At 56.9% G+C, this 20,923-nt stretch carries 23 protein-coding genes and 1 tRNA gene; 17 read left to right on the forward strand and 7 right to left on the reverse strand.

Annotated elements, in window-relative coordinates; translation table 11 throughout:
- Positions 1-144: 144 nt before the first annotated feature.
- From fabF to HCK03_RS08950, 5 genes are all read right to left on the reverse strand, one after another.
- Positions 145-1,419, reverse strand: a complete 1,275-nt coding sequence (gene fabF, locus HCK03_RS08930; protein WP_123551637.1) for a beta-ketoacyl-ACP synthase II — start codon at positions 1,417-1,419, stop codon at positions 145-147.
- 19 nt (positions 1,420-1,438) lie between these two features.
- Positions 1,439-3,001 (reverse strand): DHA2 family efflux MFS transporter permease subunit, encoded by a 1,563-nt coding sequence (locus tag HCK03_RS08935; RefSeq protein ID WP_041146306.1) that lies wholly within the window; start codon positions 2,999-3,001, stop codon positions 1,439-1,441.
- On the reverse strand, positions 2,998-4,041 hold the full coding sequence (locus tag HCK03_RS08940; protein WP_228283767.1) for an HlyD family secretion protein: 1,044 nt from the start codon (positions 4,039-4,041) through the stop codon (positions 2,998-3,000). The genes HCK03_RS08935 and HCK03_RS08940 overlap by 4 nt, the downstream gene beginning before the upstream one ends.
- Positions 4,025-4,582 (reverse strand): winged helix-turn-helix transcriptional regulator, encoded by a 558-nt coding sequence (locus tag HCK03_RS08945; RefSeq protein ID WP_041146304.1) that lies wholly within the window; start codon positions 4,580-4,582, stop codon positions 4,025-4,027. The genes HCK03_RS08940 and HCK03_RS08945 overlap by 17 nt, the downstream gene beginning before the upstream one ends.
- A 343-nt stretch (positions 4,583-4,925) precedes the next feature.
- A complete protein-coding gene (locus HCK03_RS08950) occupies positions 4,926-5,672 on the reverse strand; it encodes an NADPH-dependent F420 reductase (RefSeq protein WP_041146303.1) in 747 nt (248 codons plus the stop codon).
- Positions 5,673-5,773: 101 nt separating this feature from the next.
- On the opposite strand from HCK03_RS08950, the gene HCK03_RS08955 reads away from it, so the two are divergent.
- The 7 genes from HCK03_RS08955 to HCK03_RS08980 all read left to right on the forward strand — a co-directional run bounded on the left by HCK03_RS08955 (position 5,774) and on the right by HCK03_RS08980 (position 8,613).
- Positions 5,774-6,142: a winged helix-turn-helix transcriptional regulator gene (locus HCK03_RS08955; RefSeq protein WP_041146302.1), complete on the forward strand. Its 369-nt coding sequence runs from the start codon at positions 5,774-5,776 to the stop codon at positions 6,140-6,142.
- A gap of 424 nt (positions 6,143-6,566) precedes the next feature.
- On the forward strand, positions 6,567-7,199 hold the full coding sequence (locus tag HCK03_RS08960; RefSeq protein WP_167691426.1) for a dTMP kinase: 633 nt from the start codon (positions 6,567-6,569) through the stop codon (positions 7,197-7,199).
- A gap of 65 nt (positions 7,200-7,264) precedes the next feature.
- Positions 7,265-7,471, forward strand: coding sequence for a hypothetical protein (locus tag HCK03_RS08965; protein WP_143992019.1), 207 nt, complete (start codon positions 7,265-7,267; stop codon positions 7,469-7,471).
- The gene (locus HCK03_RS08970; protein ID WP_071844950.1) at positions 7,468-7,674 is read left to right on the forward strand and encodes a helix-turn-helix domain-containing protein; all 207 of its coding nucleotides are present in this window, start codon (positions 7,468-7,470) and stop codon (positions 7,672-7,674) included. Before HCK03_RS08965 ends, HCK03_RS08970 begins: the two co-directional genes overlap by 4 nt.
- A 164-nt stretch (positions 7,675-7,838) precedes the next feature.
- On the forward strand, positions 7,839-7,967 hold the full coding sequence (locus HCK03_RS26480) for a hypothetical protein (protein ID WP_256870073.1): 129 nt from the start codon (positions 7,839-7,841) through the stop codon (positions 7,965-7,967).
- A gap of 55 nt (positions 7,968-8,022) precedes the next feature.
- Complete coding sequence (locus HCK03_RS08975) at positions 8,023-8,280, forward strand: AbrB/MazE/SpoVT family DNA-binding domain-containing protein (protein ID WP_115192355.1); 258 nt, start codon at positions 8,023-8,025, stop codon at positions 8,278-8,280.
- A complete protein-coding gene (locus HCK03_RS08980) occupies positions 8,281-8,613 on the forward strand; it encodes a type II toxin-antitoxin system PemK/MazF family toxin (RefSeq protein ID WP_167691427.1) in 333 nt (110 codons plus the stop codon).
- A gap of 53 nt (positions 8,614-8,666) precedes the next feature.
- Here the strand turns inward: HCK03_RS08980 and HCK03_RS08985 are convergent.
- Positions 8,667-8,742: transfer RNA gene (locus HCK03_RS08985), tRNA-Asn, on the reverse strand.
- A gap of 331 nt (positions 8,743-9,073) precedes the next feature.
- Here HCK03_RS08985 and nac point away from each other — a divergent pair.
- The 3 genes from nac to ldtA all read left to right on the forward strand — a co-directional run bounded on the left by nac (position 9,074) and on the right by ldtA (position 12,104).
- Positions 9,074-9,991: a nitrogen assimilation transcriptional regulator NAC gene (nac, locus tag HCK03_RS08990; RefSeq protein ID WP_041146297.1), complete on the forward strand. Its 918-nt coding sequence runs from the start codon at positions 9,074-9,076 to the stop codon at positions 9,989-9,991.
- 106 nt (positions 9,992-10,097) lie between these two features.
- Entirely contained in the window at positions 10,098-11,048 is a 951-nt protein-coding gene (gene cbl, locus HCK03_RS08995; RefSeq protein WP_041146296.1) for an HTH-type transcriptional regulator Cbl, read from the forward strand.
- Positions 11,049-11,162: 114 nt separating this feature from the next.
- Positions 11,163-12,104: a L,D-transpeptidase gene (gene ldtA / locus HCK03_RS09000; RefSeq protein ID WP_041147688.1), complete on the forward strand. Its 942-nt coding sequence runs from the start codon at positions 11,163-11,165 to the stop codon at positions 12,102-12,104.
- Positions 12,105-12,307: 203 nt separating this feature from the next.
- On the opposite strand, the gene HCK03_RS09005 is transcribed toward ldtA, so the two are convergent.
- Complete coding sequence (locus HCK03_RS09005; protein WP_167691428.1) at positions 12,308-13,873, reverse strand: diguanylate cyclase; 1,566 nt, start codon at positions 13,871-13,873, stop codon at positions 12,308-12,310.
- A 628-nt stretch (positions 13,874-14,501) separates the two neighbouring features.
- Between HCK03_RS09005 and epsC the strand changes: the two genes are divergently transcribed.
- From epsC to HCK03_RS09040, 7 genes are all read left to right on the forward strand, one after another.
- Entirely contained in the window at positions 14,502-15,467 is a 966-nt protein-coding gene (gene epsC, locus HCK03_RS09010) for a serine O-acetyltransferase EpsC (protein ID WP_041146294.1), read from the forward strand.
- A gap of 68 nt (positions 15,468-15,535) precedes the next feature.
- Positions 15,536-16,441: a PLP-dependent cysteine synthase family protein gene (locus HCK03_RS09015; RefSeq protein ID WP_115193923.1), complete on the forward strand. Its 906-nt coding sequence runs from the start codon at positions 15,536-15,538 to the stop codon at positions 16,439-16,441.
- Positions 16,434-16,862, forward strand: coding sequence for a M67 family metallopeptidase (locus HCK03_RS09020; RefSeq protein ID WP_115192359.1), 429 nt, complete (start codon positions 16,434-16,436; stop codon positions 16,860-16,862). Before HCK03_RS09015 ends, HCK03_RS09020 begins: the two co-directional genes overlap by 8 nt.
- A gap of 58 nt (positions 16,863-16,920) precedes the next feature.
- Entirely contained in the window at positions 16,921-17,211 is a 291-nt protein-coding gene (locus tag HCK03_RS09025; protein WP_041146292.1) for a MoaD/ThiS family protein, read from the forward strand.
- A complete protein-coding gene (moeB, locus tag HCK03_RS09030) occupies positions 17,208-18,383 on the forward strand; it encodes a molybdopterin-synthase adenylyltransferase MoeB (RefSeq protein WP_115192360.1) in 1,176 nt (391 codons plus the stop codon). Before HCK03_RS09025 ends, moeB begins: the two co-directional genes overlap by 4 nt.
- Positions 18,384-18,420: 37 nt before the next feature.
- Complete coding sequence (locus tag HCK03_RS09035) at positions 18,421-19,365, forward strand: family 2A encapsulin nanocompartment shell protein (RefSeq protein WP_041146290.1); 945 nt, start codon at positions 18,421-18,423, stop codon at positions 19,363-19,365.
- A complete protein-coding gene (locus HCK03_RS09040) occupies positions 19,352-20,830 on the forward strand; it encodes a cysteine desulfurase (RefSeq protein WP_167691429.1) in 1,479 nt (492 codons plus the stop codon). The genes HCK03_RS09035 and HCK03_RS09040 overlap by 14 nt, the downstream gene beginning before the upstream one ends.
- Positions 20,831-20,923 lie beyond the last annotated feature (93 nt).

Genomic DNA, 20,923 nt, shown 5'->3' on the forward strand with positions numbered 1-20,923 from the left:
CGCGATGAAAACGATGGGTTATGCCGCATCTGAACGCAGGGAAAACGTAATTATCAACAAGCGAAATTAAGCCGTGAGTATCAATGCGCGTTTTGCTCTGGCGGAAGTCCCCCGCCGGCCTTTGCCAGAGGGGGAACTGAACAATTATTCCCAGCGTTTCAGCAGCAGGCTGGCGTTGACGCCGCCAAAGCCAAAACCGTTCGACAGCGCATAACGCATCTTCTGCGGGCGGGCCGCCAGCGCCACCAGGTTCAGGCCTTCCGCGTCTTCATCGGGGTGATGCAGGTTCAACGTCGGCGGCACCATCTGGTCACGTAACGCCTGAACGGTGAAGATGGCCTCAATCCCGCCGGCTGCGCCTAACAGATGGCCGGTTGCTGATTTCGTCGACGTAACGGCGACGGGATGCGTGCCAAACAGGTTTTTAATCGCCGCCAGTTCGCCTTTGTCGCCTACCTGAGTCGAGGTGGCGTGGGCGTTGATATGGTCAATCTCCTCTGCTGTGACCCCCGCCTGACGAATGGCAGTTTCCATGGCCCGACGCGCGCCGTTACCGTCTTCCGGGCCAGCGGTCAGGTGATAGGCATCTGCGCTGGTGCCGTAGCCGACCAGCTCTGCCAGCGGCGTGGCGCCGCGCGCCAGCGCGTGCTCCAGCGACTCAATCACGATAAGTCCGGCGCCTTCTCCCATCACAAAACCATCGCGGTCGCGGTCAAAGGGGCGGGAAGCCGCTTCCGGCTGGTCATTGGATGCGCTGGAGAGCGCCCTTGCTGCGGCAAATCCGGCAAGGCTAACGCGATGAATCGCCGCTTCTGCGCCGCCGCAGAGGGCGATATCCGCCTCGCCGCTGCGGATCATCCGTGCCGCATCACCAATGGCCTGAGCGCCTGCCGCGCAGGCGGTTACCGGCGCGCCGATGGGGCCACGGAAACCGTGGGCGATAGACACATGCCCGGCGGCCAGGTTGGCAAGAAAAGAGGGGATAGTGAACGGAGACAGGCGACGCGGCCCGCGCTCATCCGTCGTATGTACCGCATTGGCGATTTCGCTGAACCCGCCGATCCCGGTGGCGATGACCGTTGCGGTGCGATCTTGTTCTGCCGCTGATGCAGGCGACCACCCGGCCTGCGTCAGCGCCTCACGCGCGGCGACCAGCGCAAACTCGATAAAGCGATCCATCTTTTTGCGCTCCTTGGCCGGGATGGTTGCCAGCGGATCGAAGCCGTGCAACGGATCGCATTCAATGGACGGAACCTGTCCGGCCACTTTGCAGGGAATATCTTCGACCATTTGCTCGCTAAGCTTTGTAATACCTGACTTCCCTGCCAGCAGTGACTGCCAGACGTGCTGTACGCCGCAGCCCAGAGGGCTAACAATCCCCATCCCGGTCACGACAATGCGTTTAGCTGAAACGCCCATAATAAACTCTCCTGTAATATCAGTGTGCCGGCGGCTTTTTCATCAATGGAACCAGCAGCGCAGCAATCAAAAAACCGATCATGATGAGGTAAAAAGCATCGGAAAATGCCTGTGTTCGCGCCTCCCGCAGTGTCAGAGCGGAAAGATTCTTCAGCGCCGCCGTATGAGCGGCATCCGGCGAGATCCCCTGAGTGACAAGGTTTGCCGCGCTGCGCTGAACAAAATCGCTCATCGCCAGGTTGGCGTTATTCAGACGATCCGCCAAACGGCTGTAATGCAAATTGGTCCTGTCGTTAAGCACCGTTCCGCACAGGGCGATGCCGATGGCGCCGCCGAGGTTGCGCATTAAATTAAACAGCCCGGAGGCCAGTTTAAGGCGCGCGGGAGGCAGGCTGCCCAGCGTCAAGGTCACGGTAGGCGCGACGGCAAACTGCTGCGCCAGTCCGCGAAAAGCCTGTGGTAGCAGCAGCTGGTCCGCACCCCAGTCGTGGGTTATCGGGACAAAGCTGTACATCGAAATCGCAAAGCCGATCAGCCCGGCCATAAGCAGCCAGCGCAGGTCGACGCGGTTGGCGAGCCACGAATAAAACGGGATCGACATGACCTGGAACAGGCCGGTGGAAAATACCGCCAGGCCAATCTCCAGCGCGCTGAAACCGCGCACGCTGCCGAGGTACAGCGGGGTTAAATAGATGGTGGCGAAGATGCCGACGCCGGCCATAAACGAGAAATAGCAGCCGAGGCTGAAGGTTCGGTCCTGCAGGGCCCGGAGATCCATGACCGGCTGCGGATGGCGCAGGGTGCGGATAATAAACGCCACGCCGCACAGCAGGGCGACCCAGGCGGTCATCGTCAAAGTCGCGTCGTCAAACCAGCCCCAGCGCGGGCCTTCCTCCAGGGTATATTCCAGGCAGCCGAGCGATAGCGCCAGCAGCAGAATACTGAGGTAGTCTGCACCGCGCAGCAGCGAGAAGTCGGCGGTATCCACTTTCACCAGCAGCGGTACGGCAACCGCGATGTAAATCCCCGGAATAACGTTGATAAAAAACAGCCAGTGCCAGCTGAAATTTTCGGTGATCCAGCCGCCCACCGTCGGGCCAAGCGTGGGGGCCAGGGAGGCCAGGCCGCCGATCGTCGCGGCGGCAATGACCCGCTGTTTGCCCTGGAAAAAGGTGAAGGCGGTGGTGAAAACCAACGGGATCATCGACCCGCCAGCCAGTCCCTGCAGGGCACGGAAGGCGATCATACTCTGGATGTTCCACGCCCAGCCGCACAGCAGGCTCATCAGCGTGAACCCCGCCGCGGAAGCGGCAAACAGCCAGCGCGTCGACATGACCCGTGCCAGCCAGCCGGAAAGCGGGATAATAATGATCTCGGCGATCAGGTAGCTGGTTTGTACCCAGACGGTTTCATCGTCGCCCGCCGACAGGCCGCCGCCGATATCCCGCAGCGAGGCAGACACGATCTGGATATCGATAAGCGCGATAAACATCCCCACGCACATGCTGGCGAAAGCGAAGATCTTCTTCGCCATCGGCATCGACAGACCCTGCGGGGCGGACAACGCCTGAGCGGTGCTCATCGGCGGCTCTTTTCGTTCACTGTGACGATCGCCGATAGCCCCGGGCGCAGTACGTCAAGTTTTGCCCCTTCTCCTTCCAGCGCAATGCGGACCGGCACGCGCTGAACGATTTTAGTGAAATTCCCCGTCGCGTTCTCTGCAGGAAGAATGCTGAAGCGTGAGCCGGTCGCCGGTGCCAGGCTGACAACATGGCCCTTAAAGGTATGGTTCGGCAGTACATCGGCCACGATGGTCACCGGTTGGCCGGGACGCATATGCGCCAACTGGTTTTCCTTGAAGTTGGCGTCAATCCACAGGCCGTGCGCGGGAACCAGGGAAAGCAGCTGCGTGCCGCTGCTGACGAACGAACCGGACCACGCGCGTCGGTTGCCAATCACCCCATCGAACGGCGCGCGAATTTCGGTATAGCTGAGATTCAGCCTGGCCATCTCGAGGCTAGCCTGGGCCTGCGCCAGGGCGGCCAGAGTTTGTTGCTGGCGGGCATCCAGCACCGCCAGCTGGCGTTCAGCCGCGGTTTTATCCGCTTTTGCTTTATCCTGCTCGGCGTGCGCCCGGCGGTAATCGGCGGAGGCGTTATCGCGAATTTGTGCGGCAATCGCGCTCGACGCGGCCAGGGCGTTATAGCGCCGGTTGTCGTTAGCCAATTTTTCGGCCGCCGCCGTGGCGGCCTGTAACGAGGCCGCAGAGCCGGCAATCATCGCCTGTTGTAGCTGCCGGGTGGCAATGATATCGGCCAGCGCGGCCTCCTGCGCCGCCACTTCTCCGGCGGCTTTTGCCAGGGCGGCGCGATAATCGCGGTCGTCAATGCGAATCAGCAGGTCGCCTTTTCTCACCGCCATATTGTCCTGCACCGCTAGCTGCTGGATATAGCCGGAAATTTTGCTGGAGATGGCGCTAATGTCACCGCCAACATAGGCATCATCGGTCGTCTGCATAAACCGCCCGGTATGCCACCAGTAAGCGCCGTAGCTCGCTGCCGCCAGTGAGGCGACGCCGACCGCCGCCAGGACGAGGGCTCTTTTCTTACTGGCCGGATTCATTGCTGGCATCTCTGTAGGATTCGGGTTGGAATTTTTGCCCGCTATCACCCTCGCGTTTGCGTAGCAGATATTCGTGACGGTATTTCATCATCGGCGAGGCTGCGGGTCCCGGCACCATGATGTATTTACCCGGGATAATCTCTTCGCCGGTCGCTTTATCTACCATGATCGGCTCCACGCGCCGCTGGGTTTCACTTTCCACCAACTGCATCTGACGGCCTTCGGGTGCGAAGTGACGGTTTCCCCATTCCGCCAGCGCCAGCAGTACCATGCGAAAATCGCGGCCGCTTGGCGTGAGGTGGTATTCATAGCGCGGCGGTGTGCTGCTGTAGCAAATCTTCTCCAGCAGTCCGTCATCTACCAGCGCCTTCAGGCGGCGCGAAAGAATATTGGGCGCGACGTTGCTGCTTTTCTGGAACTCGTCAAAGCGGGTAAAGCCCGCGAAGGCGTCGCGCAGGATCATTATGCTCCAGCTGTCACCGATGCGGCCAAGGCTGCGGGCGATGGGGCAGGGAGCGAGGCAAAGCGGTTCATTTTTCATCGGCTGGCCTGGATGGATTGGTGGCTTTCGGGAGCAAATTGCCATAGTAACTATCAAAATGCAAGTTACTTGAAAACGATCTCTCAGCAGATTCATGCGCAGGGGCTAAGGTAGAGAGGCGATACATCTTAACGGGGTGATCATACGGTTTAGCGGCAGGAACAGGCTTATTATCAGCGGGGTATGGATTTCGAGGATTAAGTTAATGATCAGACGCCAACGCAAACCAAAAGCATCCCTGGAACGGATTTGTTAATCCGGCATCTGACCATCGATTTTTTTAAAAAGAGATATTTTGCCGTTACTCTGAAAGGCACGGTTTTCTTAATCGCCGGCGGCCATGTTATACAGGCCAGTTGAGAGCTCGATTGTTATCAATGATATTTTCATGAGTCGGTGCCTCCCCCAGCTTACCGAAACTGGCATAAAGTGAAGGCAGACGGGCCAGGCCTTCTCCCTTTTTCGCCAGAGGGAAAGCACGCAGCATGGTAGCAGCCTCCCAGTCGCAGCAATAGGAAGGTGTGCACGGCTGCTGACGCCATGATTCAGCGACAGACCCGGAAAAAACGGGGTCAAAGCCGGTATCGTTAACCAGCGACATAGTGACCTGTACTGCGGCTGGATGATCTCCTGCTACTGCAATCGCCAGGCGACCGCGGCTCCCCTCAGGCAGTCCCAGTCCTGCCAGAGAGTCGGCAAGTATATTGTTAAAGGCTTTGATAACTGGATGCCCAATCTGCTCCTGAACCCATTCGCTTTCCGTCTGACCTTCATCCAGTGCAGCAATCTGCGGATCGCGTAGGCCTGGATAATAGTTGCTCGTGTCAATTACAGGGACATGTGGAGGTAAACCCGAGAAAAGCTCATCAGGCAGACTACTCAGCGCCGGGAGTGGAATTGACAGAATAATGGCATCCACGTCAGTAACTACACCATGTATGTCCGCGGGCACTGCGTTAATTTCACGGGCAAATTCCCTTACAGCGTCTAAACCGCGTGAATTCGCCACTTTTACCTCATGCCCAGCTTCGCTTAGCTTACGTGCAAGCGTACCGCCAATATTGCCTGTACCAATTATGCCGATTTTCATATTTAACGCCTGAAGTTGAATGCAATAGGGGATACACTAATTCCTTACTGTAAAAACGACAAGAACACACAAAATAGTGGGTTGCTTACTTTGAGGTAAGTATGGAAAGAGACTGGCGTTGCGATATACCTGAACAACGACTTGTATGGGCGCAGGCTACCAGCGAAGCACTGAAGATTATTGAAGGCAAATGGAAGACAATAATCTTATGCCAGCTTTTCGCCGCGAAAGCCCCACTGCGTTTTTCTGAGCTTGAACGTAGGATAGAGGGCATAAATCAAAAGATGCTCATACAGCAGCTTAAGCAGCTGGAAAAAGATGGGATTGTATTACGTACGCTTTACCCTGAAGTCCCACCTCGTGTTGAATACTCCCTCACGCGTCTGGGAATAGCACTGGGGCCATCTATGGCTGCACTGATTGAATGGGCTCTGCTGCGTCGGGAAACTCTTGGCCTTGAGCCTGGTTGAGATTATCAGGCCGGTATATCCCGACTTGTTTATATTTTCCGCAATGATCTTCGAGACTTTTTCGTGATAACCGACGTGCGCCCCTCGCTCAAAGCTGCCCGTCAACGCCTGCCTGCTTCAAAAACGGCCTAGTGTCGGATGTTTTCCGTTTTCTACGCGGATCCCTTAAACTGCATCCCGCAGGTCATAACATAGGGATAATGACCATAAACGGCTCTAATCCTGGGTGATTAAACCAGGGAGGTCGCACCACTGGCAGAATGTTCATCAGTGTCTGTTTATCAGATCCCTCTATCCGATTCGCGCTGACGCGCCAGCTGCCCCGACGAAAGAAGAAGGTGGGCAGCTATTCATACGAAGGAAGTAAGATGCTTTTGCCAGATTCAAGCTTTACAAAAACCCTGTATCAATCGTCATTTGCAGCATGAGTCGTCAGCTGTTTGTTGCTCTGGATGGGCCCAAGGGAGCCGGTAAAACCACGCTGTTGGAAGCCATTACGAAGGTACTAAGGGCAGACAACAAGAAGGTCATCCGACTTTGCGAGAAAAAAAGCGATCCCTACAGGGGGGAAACAATGGCCCTTGTTAACAAACTCGCCAGAAACCCCGCCCTGGATTTGGAATGGGAGGTCTGTGAGCGCTTTGCTGATAGCCGTGCATGGATTTCCCGGCAGGTACTGACGAAACAGCCAGCGGACAGCATTATCCTGATGGATCGCTGGTATCCCTCGGATGCCGCGTTTCGTCGGTTGGTGCCATTTGCCGAGATTTTACAGCTTAATATGGAACGAAACGTGCGCACGCCGGACCTGCATGTCGGGGTGGTTACTGCGCCTGATATCTCATGGACGAGGGCCGCAGGCCGATCGCGTGGGCTAAGTAGTACGGTGATTCATAAGCTGGAAGAGCACGTTGCTTGCACCCGGGCGTTTGAGCGAGAAATTGCACATCACGGCTGGTTTTTATGCCGTAATGAAGGCGCGATCGAAGACGCAACGATGCAGGTGGTTTCTGAGATCTACAGAGTGGCTGGATGCCCTGACCTGCTCGCCGTTTAGTCCGCCACCCATGAGATTGGAACCTCTGGTGGTGGGTTTTAAACCCGTTACAGGAGGCTGCCTCTATGGCTACGATCCCCACTCAAGAACACCCGTCACTTGCTGTTCCTTTCAGCGCTACTACGGATTTCACCGTACTCGCTGGTCACTGCGAAACTTTTGCCGAAACCCTGATTGAAAGCAACGATCCCACGCTGAAAATGAATGCCCCGCGCTGGCTGCGTACCGCTGGCGGCGCGAAGTTTATCGACGGTGTGGAGGTCAAAGCATAATGCAGTCTGACTGGCATCCCGCCGACACTATCGCCGGGCTGAAAAAACGTGGCACTTCGCTGTCAGCGCTTTCCCGTCAGGCAGGGCTGGCATCCTCCACGCTGGCAAATGCGCTCACTCGCCGTTGGCCCAAAGGCGAAAGATTGGTTGCTGAAGCGTTAGATGTTGCGCCTGAGAACATCTGGCCATCATGCTACCGCTGAGGTTCCTACGGCGCAGACCATATACGGAAGCTGCGCCGCATTTCGTTTATCCGATCCGCGATAATCCTTTGAACCACAAAAACAGTTTTCTATTATCGGCCTTCTTTGTCACGCACTCAGCTCCCGCCTGTACGAATTGCTTCATGATCTTAAAGAAGCACCTGATGTATCTGGATGGTCGCCGTTTTACTGGCAATGCCGCCTTTGAAAACGGCCGGCTCTGCCCTTCGATGGATAACACCTTTATTCATGCTTTATTACGCAAAGGAAATCACCATGAATCTGATGAATAATTGTGCATCGCCAGCCGCAGATGTTATATTAAAATATAATATCCGGAGGTGTTCTATGTATACAACTCGCCTGAAAAAAGTCGGCGGATCCGTCATGCTGGCGGTTCCTCCCGCCGTGCTGAAAACGCTGGCGCTGTCGACGGACAGCGAAGTGGGTATGACCATTGATAATGGCTGCCTGATTATTGAACCCCAGAAACGGCCCCATTATTCGCTTGAGGAGCTGCTGGCGCAGTGCGATCCGCACGCCGAAATGAGCGAAGAAGATCGGGAATGGATTGATGCGCCTGCGGTGGGCAAGGAGATCCTGTAGATGGACAGAGGGGAAATCTGGCTCGTTTCACTGGATCCTATTGCTGGCCACGAGCAAAGCGGAAGACGACCGGTACTCATTGTATCGAAGGCATCGTTTAACAAGCTGACCAGGCTACCCGTCGTTGTTCCCATCACCAGCGGCGGAAACTTTGCTCGCACGGCAGGTTTCACCGTTTCACTGGAAGGGGCAGGGACAAAAACGATTGGCGTTATTCGCTGCGACCAGCCCAGAACCATTGATATGGCTGCCCGGAACGGCAAGCGGCTGGAACGCATACCAGACGCTGTGATAAATGAAGTGCTTGCCAGGCTGGATGCTATTTTGAGTTAACGCCAGGATGCAGAAAAGCAAAAAGCCTGCTTTAAAAGCAGGCTTTTCAAATTTGGCTCCTCTGACTGGACTCGAACCAGTGACATACGGATTAACAGTCCGCCGTTCTACCGACTGAACTACAGAGGAATCGTGTGAACGGGGCGCATATTAACGGCGGTGCTCCACCTTGTCAAAGGCTGAATCATCGGAATGAGTTTGACTGCTGACAATTTCAGCAGTCTGCGGAGGTTCACCCACTTTTGCGCCGTTGCGCACCGCGATGGTGCAAATGTACCCCTTATGGGGCATATCGTAATCCGCTTACCGGGCAAAAAAATCCCCTGCAGCAATCGGAATCGCTTATTACGCGGCGTCCAGCGGCTTTTGCGCCAGGGATAATAAAACTGGCAAGTAAATTGCAAAACCTACTGTATCTCAACTGCCAGCGTTGGTACTGGCGTTCCTTACAGGAGGCAAAATGAACTTAAGACGACTGAAGTATTTTGTGAAAATCGTCGATATTGGCAGTCTGACTCAGGCAGCCGAAGTCCTGCATATCGCACAGCCCGCGCTGAGTCAGCAGGTTGCGACCCTGGAAGGTGAACTGGACCAGCAGCTGCTGATTCGCACTAAGCGAGGCGTCACGCCGACGGAAGCAGGGAAAATCCTTTATACCCACGCCCGGACCATTCTGCGCCAGTGCGAGCAGGCGCAGCTGGCGGTCAATAACGTGGGCCATATCCTCAGCGGTCAGGTCTCTATCGGGCTTGCGCCGGGAACCGCAGCATCCGCCATTACGATGCCGCTGCTGCAAACGGTCCGTAACGAGCTTCCTGAAGTGATGGTGTATCTGCAGGAGAGCAGCGGGACTATCCTTAACGATAAGCTGCTCAGCGGTCAGCTGGATATGGCGGTACTGTACGAGCGGTCGCCGGTTGCCGGTATCGTCAGCCAGCCGCTGCTGAAAGAGGACCTCTACCTGGTCGGTACCCGAGATTGTCCGGGGCAAAGCGTTGACCTGACGGCGGTCGCCGAGATGAATCTGTTCCTGCCCCGCGATTACAGCGCGGTGCGGGCGAGGGTCACCGAGGCCTTCACGCTGCGTCGCCTGTCGGCAAAAATCATCGGCGAAATCGAGTCGATTACCACCTTAACCGCGGCAATCGCCAGCGGAATGGGGGCCACCGTGCTGCCGGAATCCGCCGCTCGCTCGCTGTGTAGCGCCGCTAACGGCTGGATGGCGCGAATCAGCACGCCGTCAATGAGCCTGTCGCTATCGCTGAATATGTCTGCCAAGGGCAGTCTGTCGCCGCAGGCGCAGGCGGTGAAGGAAATTTTACTGTCGCTGGTGAGCCGCCCTTCGCTGGAGAACCGTGAGCTGCTGCTGGTAAGTTAGCGTATATTCCAGAATGGAATAAGTTGCTGGTTTTTATTATTTGTTAGCAAGGACAACAGACTTTAACAATAGAGCATATGTTATGTCTGATAGCCCGGAGGAAAGGGTGAATTTCCAGCAGCTAAAAATAATTCGTGAAGCGGCCCGTCAGGACTACAACCTGACGGAAGTCGCCAATATGCTCTACACATCGCAATCGGGCGTCAGCCGTCATATTCGTGAACTCGAAGAAGAGTTGGGGATCGAAATCTTTATCCGGCGCGGCAAGCGTCTGTTGGGGATGACGGAACCGGGTAAAGCGCTGCTCTCGATTGCCGAACGCATTCTTAATGAAGCCAGCAACGTCCGCCGTCTTGCGGACCTGTTTACCAACGACGCCTCGGGCGTCTTGACCATCGCCACGACGCATACCCAGGCGCGCTACAGCCTGCCGCCGGTAATTAAAGCGTTTCGCGAGCTGTTTGCCGACGTTCGCCTGGAGCTGGTGCAGGGGACGCCGCAGGAAATCGAAGCCCTGCTGCATAACGGCGGCGCCGATATCGGCATCGCCAGCGAGCGGCTGAGCAACGACCCGACGCTGGTCGCCTTCCCCTGGTTCCGCTGGCACCACAGCCTGCTGGTTCCAAAAGATCATCCGCTGGTCCAGGTGAATCCGCTCACTCTGGAGGCCATTTCTCGCTGGCCGCTGATCACCTATCGACAGGGGATTACCGGACGCTCGCGTATCGATGAGGCCTTCAATCGCAAAGGGTTGATGCCGGATATCGTGCTCAGCGCCCAGGATTCCGACGTCATTAAAACCTACGTTGAGCTTGGTCTGGGAGTTGGGCTGGTCGCCGAGCAGTCGGGTGACGCCAGGGAATCTGACACCTTCACGCGTCTCGAAACCCGGCACCTGTTCGATGCCAATACCGTCTGGCTAGGCCTAAAGCGCGGGCAGCTGCAGCGTAACTACGTCTGGCGCTTTATCGAGCTGTGTAACGCCGGACTGTCGCTGGATGAAATTAAACGCCAGGCGATGGAGCCGGAAGAGACGGCGATCGATTACCAAATCTAACGGCGTACCGGCAGTGGACAGGGGAACATGGCCCACCGCCGTGAGCTGGTATATAAGATTTCGATAATAAAGCTATAATTCATTCACGATTGTCGCGACTGAGGAAGGGAAATGGTGCGGCGTGTGAAACTGCTTTGTTCTCTGTTATTTATCCTGTCAAGCCAGAGCGTTCTGGCCGTTAGCTACCCGTTGCCGCCGGAAGGAAGCCGCCTGGTGGGGAGTCCGCAAACCATCATCGTCCCGGACGGTAATACGCTACCGCTGGAGGCGTTTGCCGCGCAGTACGGGCAAGGGCTGAGCAATATGCTCGAAGCCAACCCCGGGGTGGATGTCTACTTACCGAAGTCGGGTTCGACGCTGATCGTCCCGCAGCAGCTTATTCTGCCCGATACGGTGCGCGAGGGGATTGTGGTCAACGTCGCGGAAATGCGCCTTTACTACTATCCGCCGGAGGGGACCACGGTTGAGGTTCTGCCGATAGGCATCGGCGAGGCGGGCCGTGAAACGCCACGCAACTGGGTGACTGCGGTGGAGCGTAAGCAGGAGGCGCCAACCTGGACGCCAACGGCCAATACTCGCCGCGAATATGCCAAAAGAGGGGAAAGCCTGCCGGCATTCGTGCCAGCCGGCCCGGAAAACCCGATGGGTCTGTATGCTATCTATATCGGCAGGCTGTACGCCATTCATGGCACTAATGCGAACTTTGGTATTGGGCTGCGCGTAAGCCAGGGATGTATCCGTTTGCGTAACGATGACATTAAGTATCTCTTCGATAACGTTCCGGTGGGGACGCGGGTGCAGATTATCGATCGGCCGGTGAAATATAGCCTCGAGCCGGACGGCAGCCGCTGGCTGGAAGTTCACGAGCCGCTCTCGCGCAACCGCGCGGAATACGAGTCGGACCGAAAGGTGCCGCTGCCCATGACGACGGGGATCCAGGCGTTTGTGCAGGGCGAGGGCGTGGAGACGAACCGGGCCAGCGAGGCGATGCTGCGTCGTTCCGGAATGCCGGTAAATATCGGCTATTCAGCGGTACAGTCCACGTTCGGCGGCTAGCGTAGCTGAGCGGGTAAGCGTTTAGAAAACAAAAGCCTGCCGGGTTCCCTCAGCAGGCTTTTTTAATGGGCTCATCAGGCGAAGAGCGTTCTGGCTTTAAGAAGCGCTTGTTCTGCCGATAGCCGCGGCAGGCGTCGCTATGGCCGGGGGATAATCCCGGAGCGCCGGAAACACAGGCCTGACGGTCACTATCCCGCTGGTGCTCATTGACTGCCGTGCTCAGGGATTATCTCGCTGAATACGACCTGATTTCGTCCCTGCTGTTTGGCCTGATAGAGAGCCTGGTCGGCCATGCGAAGGAGCTTTTCCCTGTCGCCACCGCATTCCCGCAGCCCGGCCACGCCCGCGGAGATGGTGATATGTCCTGCGCGAGAGAAGGTGGCCCCGGCCATGACTCTGCGGATCCTTTCCGCCATGGTCATTGCCCCGTTACGCGTCGAGTCAGGGAGCAGAACAATAAACTCTTCCCCGCCGAAGCGGCTAATGATATCCCCATCCCGACAGGTCTGCTTCAGCAGGTCAGCAATACGAACCAGCACGAGGTCTCCCGCATCATGCCCGAACCGATCGTTAATGGTTTTAAAATGATCGATGTCTATGGCGATCGCGTACTGATCCTCTGCGGCCCCAACGCGCGCCGACTGCTCATGAAATCCCCGGCGGTTATAGAGCCCGGTCAGCGGGTCCGTCATCGCCTCATCGCTCAGCGTGGCGAAGCGGGCCGATACCGAGCGGAAGCTGTTCTGCATTGCGTTTCGCAGCATGTCGGCTTCCTGGTACCAGGCCTTGATAGTCGAGAGTTTTTCCGGCGATGTCAGGCTGTCCGTGGCGCGAACGCGCCCTGCAAGCTGCTCCAGCGGGCGCGCAATGCAGGAGGATAAAAGGGCCACGCTTCCCGCAACCAGCACAAGGATAACGAGAACAAACCCGGAGATTTTTTCGACCGTCCGCCATAGCATGCGGGTGACCGTATTGGCGGGTGTAGAAACGAAAATATTCCAGCTGGTTTGGTTAAGGCTGGCATAGCCGACCAGGCTCTTATGCTGCCCATAGAGTCCGGTATAGTGCCCGCTTTTGTTCGCCTGTAACGCAGTCCGGATCTGTGCAGGCATGGAGAGGAACGAACCCTTTTGGGACGTATCTCTGCTGAAGATAATCCGGCCATTGTTATCGACGACGCTGATGGTGATGTTGTCTTCATAGAAATGGAGGCTCAGAATATCGCTCAGCAAACTCTGCTTTTTCAAATAGATACTGCCCCCCAAATACCCCAGATAGCGGCCATCGGGTGCCAGAATGGGCTGCGAGAGCAGGATCATCTCGTTCCCGGCAACCGACGTGAACGGGTCTGAAATCAAGGGCGATCGCGCGGCCAGAGCCCGTTGGTTAGCCTGTGAATGCAGCGTCACCCCCGTTAGCGCCGGTAAGTAGGGGGAGGTCGAAACCAGCACCGACTGGGCATTGACCACCCCCACGGAGTTAAACATTCCGGACTGAAGGCGAAGCCGATCTACTTCATTCTGGCTGTAAGAGGTGCTGCGGACCGACGCAGCGCTCCAGGCGAGCTCACGCTGGGCAAACGTCAGGTAGCGGTCGGTGGTGTCGGCAAGCTTTCGCGCATAGGCCTGATTGCTATCAAGGAGCGACTCCTCAATATTGTTCCTTTGGAAAAGCAGCATCGTTCCTGACAACAGGAGTGACGTGAGTACAACGCCTCCGGTTGTGAGCAAAATAAGCATAGGTCGGAGAAAGGGTTTTTTGCTGAACATCAGTTCACCTGTAATTCAGACCATCCCGTCAAACCGGCTGCGGATAGTCCCGTCCCTGGAGAGGTCAAAAATTTTCCGATATGTATATAGCTAAGGAACAGCGGTAACGCCAGGATTCTCCTCACCTGAGACCTGGCATCCTCAGGGCAGGATGGCTTCACCTGCTTGCGGCGAACCGCCTTCATCGCTACAGGCTGTCGGTTAAGACGCTTCATATAATACTGCGATATGCATTGAGACATAAATAAATATGAGATAGCGGACGGCGGATAGAGCACGCAATTCGCTGCTGGTTAAAATTTGCACATTCGGCGCTATGGTCGACCTCACGCCCTCTGCAGCAATCTGACTCCAGGTTATCCACAGAGTTAGCTAGCCACTTTGTGGACAGACTCGGCGCCGTGTCCGCCGGCCTGGCCGGCGCGTTGACTGCGGGTGGAAGCGCGCCTGTCATATTGAATAGCGCTGGCTTAAGGCCATTCTGAATTTAGTATCTTGATTCGTAAGTATTTATTCTTTTCAGCTATTCAAAGTCAATAAGGTTATTTGTTTTTAATGTGGGTAATGCATAAAAGTGAGGTAACACAGAAAACAGATTTATCGATGTGCTGTTAAGAAGGATATTATTATGCCGGAAGCGGGTGAATTGTATCTCCTACCGAAAAGAGAAAATAACTGGCATTTAAATAATGTCGTCGATGAACTGCGCCACGTTCGTCAGGCGTGGCGCGATGAACATTCGAAAAATAACTATCGTAATAAACGCAGTTTGCCTTCCCGTGAAAGCGTTAATTCCGTTACCGATACTTTGATAAAAGTGCTTTATCCGATGCGGCTGGGCGATGTCGAGTTACGCAAAGAGGGCGAGGATTATTACGTCGGCCACCTGTTAGGCACCTCGCTTGACCGGCTGACCGAAGAAGCGCTTCTGGAACTCTACTATCAGTCCGATGAGCAGGATGAGCAGGGCGCGAGCCACGCGCTGACGCAGGAGGCGGTCAGGCGAGTCCAGCAGTTTGCTAACCGCTTGCCGCTTATCCGCCAGCGCCTCGACAGCGATATCCTCGCGGCCTATCAGGGCGATCCCTCCGCGCGCAGCATGGATGAGGTGCTGCTCTGCTATCCGGGAATTCATGCCGTGATCCACTATCGCCTGGCCCACGAACTGCATCAGCTCGATCTGCCTCTGCTGGCGCGCATGATAACCGAGAAAGCGCACGGCCAGACCGGGATAGATATTCATCCCGGGGCGCAGATTGATGACGGATTCTTTATCGATCACGGGACCGGCGTGGTGATTGGCGAAACGGCCATCGTCGGTAAGCGGGTGCGTATTTACCAGGCGGTCACCCTGGGGGCGAAACGATTTATTGCCGGTGAAGACGGGCAGTTACTAAAAAACTACCTGCGCCATCCGATAATAGAAGATGACGTCGTTATTTATGCCGGCGCAACAATATTAGGACGAATTACTATCGGTGCGCGTTCGAGCATTGGCGGGAATATATGGCTAACTCGCGATGTTCCGCCGGACAGTAATGTGCAACAGGCGCGAGCTCAGCAAAAACATTTCAGCGACGGCGACGGGATTTAATTCTGCCGAAAATAAAATGGAATGGCCGGCGCATCGGGATAGATAAAAATAACGGCGTGATAATCATTATGAATTTACTTGAAACGATCGGCGCTACGCCGTTAATAACCTTGCCCTCTTTTGCCGCAGAGTTGCCAGGCGTAACGCTGCTGGCAAAGGCAGAGTTTATGAACCCCAGCGGCTCGGTGAAAGACCGCGCGGCGAAAGCCATGGTGCTGGACGGGATTGCGCGGGGTTTATTAACGCCGGATAAAACAATTATTGATGCGACCAGCGGCAATACCGGCATTGCCTACGCGATGATTGGCGCGGCGCTCGGATATCGCGTCCGGCTGTATCTGCCGCAGAATACCAGCCCGGAGCGCAAACGTATTATTCGCCATTATGGCGCCACGATTGTGGAAACCGATCCGCTTGAAGGCTCTGACGGCGCCTATATAGAGGTTCAGGCGCAGGTCGCGGCGCACCCGGAACGCTATTTTTATCCCGACCAGTATAACAACCCCGTCAATCCAGATACGCATTTCGCAACGACCGGAAAAGAGATCTGGGAGCAGAGCGGACAGCAGGTCACCCATTTTGTCGCCGGTATGGGCACCTCCGGCAGCTTTGTCGGCACCGCGCGGCGGCTTAAGTATGAGGATCCGCAGGTGAAAACGCTCGCCGTGCAGCCCGCCTCGCCGTTCCACGGCATTGAAGGAACGAAGCATATGGGCAGCAGCATCAAGCCGGGCATTCTCGACGAAACCCTGTTCGACGATGTTATTTCCGTCACTACCGAGGAGGCCTATGCGAGCGCACGACGCCTCGCCCGGCGGGACGGCATTTTTGTCGGCATTTCATCCGGGGCAAACGTTGCCGCCGCCGCCAGGCTGGCCCGCACGCTGCCAGCGGGATCGGTGGTGGTCACGCTGCTGTGTGATGTCGGCTCGCGTTATCTGGCTGACTCTTTCTGGAATGAAACCAATGATTGAATTAACCCGCGAAATTGCAAAGCAGATTAGCGCTGAAGGGGAAAAGGCCTACCCCAACGAGTGCTGCGGCGCGCTCTTTGGCCATTTTTCCGCCCAGGGTGATGCCCGCGTGACGGCGATTTTTCCCATCGTCAATGCCCGTGAGTCGGAGGAGCAGTACCACCGTTTTGTCATCACCGCCGACGACTCCCTGCGGGCGGAACGCGCCGCGCTGGCTCAGGAGGTGGACGTGGTCGGCTATTACCATTCGCACCCCGATCATCCGGCCATTCCGTCGGAATTTGACCGCGAACACGCGCTGCCGTTTTACGCCTACATCATCGTTGCGGTTGCGCAGCGGCAGGCGGGCGCGCTCACCAGCTGGCGATTGACGCAGGACCGCCAGCGCTTTTTGCCGGAGGACGTGCGCACCGTTCCATAAGGCGAATAACGGGCAGCACGCTGCCTGAATCCAGAAAAAACACGGAGAGATTACCACTATGGCATCGACATTACTGATTCCCACCGCACTTCGCGCCTTCACCGATGGCCAGGGGAAAGTGACCCTCGAAGGCCACACCGTTGGGCAGCTGGTCGCCGCGCTGGCGGAGCGTTTCCCTGACATTCAGCCGCATCTGTACGACGACGCGGGGGAGCTGCGCAGCTTTATCAATCTGTACGTGGGGGAGAACAATATTAAGACCACCGGCGGGCTGGAGACCCCGATCGGCGAGGGCGCCGAGGTGCTGCTGGTCCCCGCCATTGCAGGCGGCGTCGGGAAGGCGGTATGAGCAGACCGAGCATTATTGCTGACGACCGTCTGACGGAGCTGACGCATGCGGAAATTGCCCGCTACAGCCGCCATCTGCTGCTGCCGGAAGTGGGGCTTGAGGGGCAGAAGCGTCTGAAAGCGGCCCGCGTGCTGATTATCGGCACCGGAGGACTGGGGGCGCCGGTGGCGCTTTATCTGGCCGCTGCGGGGGTCGGGACGTTGGGGATTGTCGATTTTGATTTTGTCGAAATCTCCAACCTGCAAAGGCAGATCATTCATAGCACCAAAGATCTCAACCGGCCCAAAGTCGCCTCGGCGAAAGACAAGCTTAAAGCGATCAATCCCGACCTTCAGGTGGTGACCTATAACACCACCCTGAGCAGTAAAAACGCGCTCGAGATTATTCGCGAATACGACCTCGTGGTTGACGGTACGGACAACTATCCCACCCGTTATCTGATCAACGATGCCTGCGTTTTGCTGGGGAAGCCGCTGGTCTACGGCTCCATTTTCCAGTTCGAAGGGCAGGCCAGCGTCTTTTATGCCGGGGAAGGGCCGTGCTACCGCTGTCTTTATCCCGAGCCGCCGCCGCCGGGGCTGGTGCCTTCCTGCGCGGAAGGCGGCGTGGTTGGCGTGCTGCCGGGAATTATCGGCACCATCCAGGCGGCGGAAGCGATCAAGCTTATCGTCGGCGGCAGCGAGAGCCTGATTGGCCGTCTGCTGCTCTTCGACGTGTGGCAAATGAAGCAGCGCGAGCTGCGGCTGGAGCGGGATGCCGGCTGCCCGGTGTGCGGTGAGCATCCGTCGATTCATGAGTTGATTGATTACGAAGAGTTTTGCGGACTGAAGCCCGATGAGGCGGAAATTCCGGTTGAAAGCGTCACGGCCAGGGAGCTTCACGCCTGGATAGAGGAGGGAAAACCCCTGCAGCTGATCGACATTCGTGAGCCCCACGAAAGGGCGATTGCCAAATTCCCGCAGGCAAAAGTGATGCCGCTGGGTCAGATAGTCAGACGCATCGGCGAATTCGATCCGACGGTCGATGCGGTGTTTCTGTGCAAGATAGGGCAGCGCAGTATTTTCGCGATTCGGGCACTGCAGCGCGCGGGTTATCAGGGGCGCGTGATGAATTTAAAAGATGGCCTAAACGCCTGGGCGCGGGATGTCGATACCCGTTTGCCGCAGTACTAACCTTCAGCTCCACTATTTCAAACACTAAGGAATCATCATGGCAGAACAAAAAGGCATTAATGCACTGGGGCGTGAAGCCGCGTATCAGTTAGCGAACGTGACCAAAACGGCTCCGCAGTTTGCGGCAATTACCCCGCGCTGGATCAGCCGTTTCCTCGATTATAAGGGCCTGGAGTCGGGGATTTATCGGGTCAACAAGGTCGTGGAGGGCGAAACGCCGCTCGACGCATTGTGCAGCCAGGACCCGACCCGCGTTGAGATACCGCAGGGCTATATCGAATATCAGACCACGCCACGTGAATACCAGCTCGATTCCATTGCGACCATTATCAACGTGGATACCAAAATCGCCGATCTCTACAGCTCGCCTTACGATCAGGCGTCAGAGCAAATTGCGCTGGCGATTGAAAGCCTGCGCGAGCGCCAGGAGAGCCAGCTTATCAATAACGATGAATATGGATTGCTGAAAAATATCGCTGATTCGCAGCGTATTCAGACCCGCAACGGCCGCCCGACGCCGGATGACCTGGATGAGCTGCTGTCAAAAGTGTGGAAGGAGCCCTCCTTCTTCCTGGCCCATCCGCGCGCGATTGCCGCATTTCAGCGTGAAGCCACGCGACGCGGCGTCCCGCCGGTTACCGTGAATTTACAGGGCGGTACTTTTATCCTGTGGCGCGGTATTCCGCTTATTCCTTCAGATAAGCTGTTTGTTGATGGCCTGAAAAACCCGAAAGGCCAGGGCGGGAAAACCAATATCCTGCTGATCCGTTCCGGTGAAAGCAAACGCGGCGTGCTGGGGCTTTATCAGGAAGGGCTGCCAAACGAACAGTCTCGCGGGCTGTCGGTACGCTTTCGCGGGATAGACGATAACGGCGTGGCCTCCTATTTACTCTCACTTTACTGCTCCGCCGCGATCCTCGCCGATGACGCCATTGCCGTGCTGGAAGACGTTGAGGTGGGGGAATATTATGACTACGAGTAATCTATTCACGCTTCCCCACGCGCCGGGCGGATGGCCCGGCGAGGCGCCCTCCGCGCGCGATTATGGCCTGCCCGACGCGCGGGATCTGCAAGGCCTGTCGGGCGATTCGCCCGCACGCCCGCGTGCCGGAGAGGCCGCTTACGCGCCGAGGGTGGTTCCGCTGGGCCAGGAGAGCAGGGCGGACATCGCGCCTCGCGGGTTTGCCGCATTGCCTGCTTCCGGCACCCAACCTGCGCCACCGACGCGGGTCGGGCAGATCCCGGTTGAGCGGATCCGCACAGACTTCCCGATCCTTGCCGAGCGGGTGGACGGTCATCCGCTGGTCTGGCTGGATAATGCCGCGACGACCCAGCGCCCGAAGCAGGTTATCGATCGCATCAGCCACTACTATTTACACGAGAACTCGAACGTTCATCGGGCGGCGCATGCGCTGGCCGCACGTTCCACCGATGCGTACGAAGCCGCGCGTGAGAAAGTGTCGCGCTTTATCGGCGCCCGCGGTCCGGAGAATATCATCTTCGTGCGCGGTACCACCGAAGGGCTCAACCTGATTGCGCACAGCTACGTGAAGCCGCTGTTACGACCGGGGGATGAGATTATCCTCACGCAGCTCGAGCATCACGCCAACATCGTGCCGTGGCAACTTATTGCGCAGGAGACGGGCGCGACGATCCGCGTTGCGCCGGTTGATGAGCACGGGCAGCTGATCGTTGAGGAATACATTCGGTTATTCAATGACAAAACCCGCTTTGTGTCCGCCACTCACGTTTCCAACGCGCTGGGTACCGTCACGCCGGTTCATGAGCTGGTACAGATTGCCCATCGGTTTGGCGTGCGCATCGCCATTGACGGCGCGCAGTCTATTTCGCATATCCCGACCAACGTCACGGCGCTGGATGCCGATTTCTTCGTCTTCTCCGGCCACAAAATTTTTGGACCGACCGGGATCGGCGTCGTGTACGGCAAACAGGACGTGCTGGAGGAGGCGCGCCCGTATCAGGGCGGGGGGAATATGATTGCCGACGTGACCTTTGAACTGACGCGCTATCAGCCCGCGCCGAATAAGTTTGAGGCGGGAACGGGCAATATTGCCGATGCCGTCGGGCTGGGGGCGGCTATCGATTACGTCACTTCCCTGGGGATAGAAAATATTGCGCACTACGAGCATGCCTTACTGGAGTATGGCATTGAGAAGCTGTCGGCTATTCCGGGCCTGACGCTGGTCGGCACCGCGGCGAATAAAACCAGCGTGCTCTCCTTCGTGCTGGCGGGGCATGAAAATGAAGCCGTGGGGCGCTATCTGAGCCAGGTCGGGATTGCCGTGCGATCCGGACATCACTGCGCGCAGCCGATCCTGCGCCGCTTGGGCTATGAAAGTACCGTCCGGCCTTCGCTGGCTTTCTACAATACGCCGCAGGAGATTGATTTTCTTGCAGAGCACGTCGCCCGGTTTGCTTCGCGCTAGCGCTGTCCGACGCGGTCAGCCAGGTGTTCGGCGATAAAACGGCCTGTAGATTGAGCTCTGGCGGCGCCCGGGCGTTGCCAGGCTATTTGAGAT

This window comes from Klebsiella terrigena (assembly GCF_012029655.1).
GTDB classification, from domain to species: Bacteria; Pseudomonadota; Gammaproteobacteria; order Enterobacterales; family Enterobacteriaceae; genus Klebsiella; species Klebsiella terrigena.